Source organism: Herbaspirillum sp. B65, from assembly GCF_000333555.1.
GTDB classification, from domain to species: Bacteria; Pseudomonadota; Gammaproteobacteria; order Burkholderiales; family Burkholderiaceae_D; genus Herbaspirillum; species Herbaspirillum rubrisubalbicans.
This window is the reverse complement of record NZ_BADI01001085.1, coordinates 1-953: the sequence shown is the minus strand read 5'-3', so window position 1 is coordinate 953 and position 953 is coordinate 1. Positions and strand designations below refer to the sequence as shown.

The following is a 953-nucleotide window of genomic DNA, read 5'->3' as shown; positions in this document are numbered from 1 at the left end:
CAAGCATCAACTGCCGCCGCATTGCCTGACCTTTGAAGTGACCGAATCCACCGCCATGCACGATACCGAGCCCAGCTTGCAGACCTGCAAAAGATTGCCGACCTGGGCGTGGAGATTGCCATCGACGACTTCGGCACCGGCTATTCCAGCTTGCTGTACTTGAAGCGTCTGCCGGCCCATGAATTGAAGATCGACCGTGGTTTCGTGCGCGACTTGAGCGAGGGCAGCGAAGATGCCGCCATCGTCTCGGCCATCGTGGCGCTGGGGCGGGCGTTACGCCTGCGCATCGTGGCCGAGGGCGTGGAGACCGAGGGGCAGCAGCAATTCCTGGCGGCGGCGGGCTGCCACGCGCTGCAGGGCTACCTGCGCGGACGGCCGATGGCGCCCGACTTGTTCTTGCAGACCATGCGCGAGCAGCAAAGGAGCGCGGCCTGATCCCGTAAATTGGCCGTGGCAAGGGCTCTTATTCCATGGATTGCGGCTCGCTGCTTGATGCAAAGATGCTGACATAGCGGAAGGCCGGTGTAATGGGCCTTCCAGGCAGGCTCCTGAGGGGGAGGTCGGGGCGGACGGCTCGTATTGGCGTCCGTCCCTTTTTTGTTGGGATGCGAGGAGTTCAGATGTCAGAGGTCAAAGCTCTGAACTCTGAACTCTGAATTCAGAGCACCTTGCCCGGATTCATCAATTGCTGCGGATCGAGCGCCGCTTTGATGGCACGCATCAGGCGCAATTCCACCGGCGACTTGTAGCGCAGGATTTCCTCGCGCTTCAAGGCGCCCAGCCCCGATCCGCGCACATCCAACGTATTGTTGCCGCCCGCATCGCGTACCTTGGCGCGCCAAAGCCCGAAGACGGTGATGGTGTCGTTTCCTCCGGCGCTATGCACATCAACATTTCCGGCACGCACATTGATGTTGCGTGCGCCGGACATCCCCCAATCCTCGATGGGAGTG

General features: G+C 61.3%; 1 protein-coding gene and 1 pseudogene. One reads left to right on the top strand and one right to left on the bottom strand.

What is annotated here, in order from left to right:
• A pseudogene (locus I5W_RS25725) lies at positions 1 to 435 on the top strand (EAL domain-containing protein); the annotation flags it as partial.
• A 223-nt stretch (positions 436 to 658) separates the two neighbouring features.
• On the opposite strand, the gene I5W_RS33745 reads toward I5W_RS25725, so the two are convergent.
• Positions 659 to 953 (bottom strand): FAD-linked oxidase C-terminal domain-containing protein (locus I5W_RS33745; protein ID WP_044531388.1); only part of this gene is annotated, 295 nt, incomplete at its 5' end.